Raw genomic sequence first — 335 nt, 5'->3', positions numbered from 1 at the left:
GCCTTGTGCAGACATCATCAAAGGATCGAATTCATACTTACTCGAATACTTTTCAAACACATCAGCCAGTTTAGCAACGCGGTCAACTTTGTTCGGGTTGAGTGCCCGACCTAACCAACGAGTATTATCGATGTATTTTTTATAGATAACGTTTCCAAGCAGGGTACCTGTTCGAGCCGTCTTAACGTATTTGTTTATCTCTTTCTTTAGCTGAGGGCTGTCTTTTCTTAACGCCCACGCTATTTGACCATTTTCGCGCAAGGGTAAGTCGTGATGGACTTGAATGTTTTCCATCACATCGATCCAGAGTTTCGCTTTGTGGCTGTCTAGAATCG

1 pseudogene is annotated in these 335 nt (G+C 43.3%); it reads right to left on the bottom strand.

The window, feature by feature from the left end:
* Positions 1–335: pseudogene (locus tag A3712_RS14980) on the bottom strand (lytic transglycosylase F); the annotation flags it as partial.

The organism is Vibrio sp. HI00D65, from assembly GCF_001635455.1.
In the GTDB taxonomy this organism is placed as follows: Bacteria; Pseudomonadota; Gammaproteobacteria; order Enterobacterales; family Vibrionaceae; genus Vibrio.
Note: the sequence above shows the minus strand (reverse complement) of the source record. Positions and strands in the feature narration are given on the sequence as shown.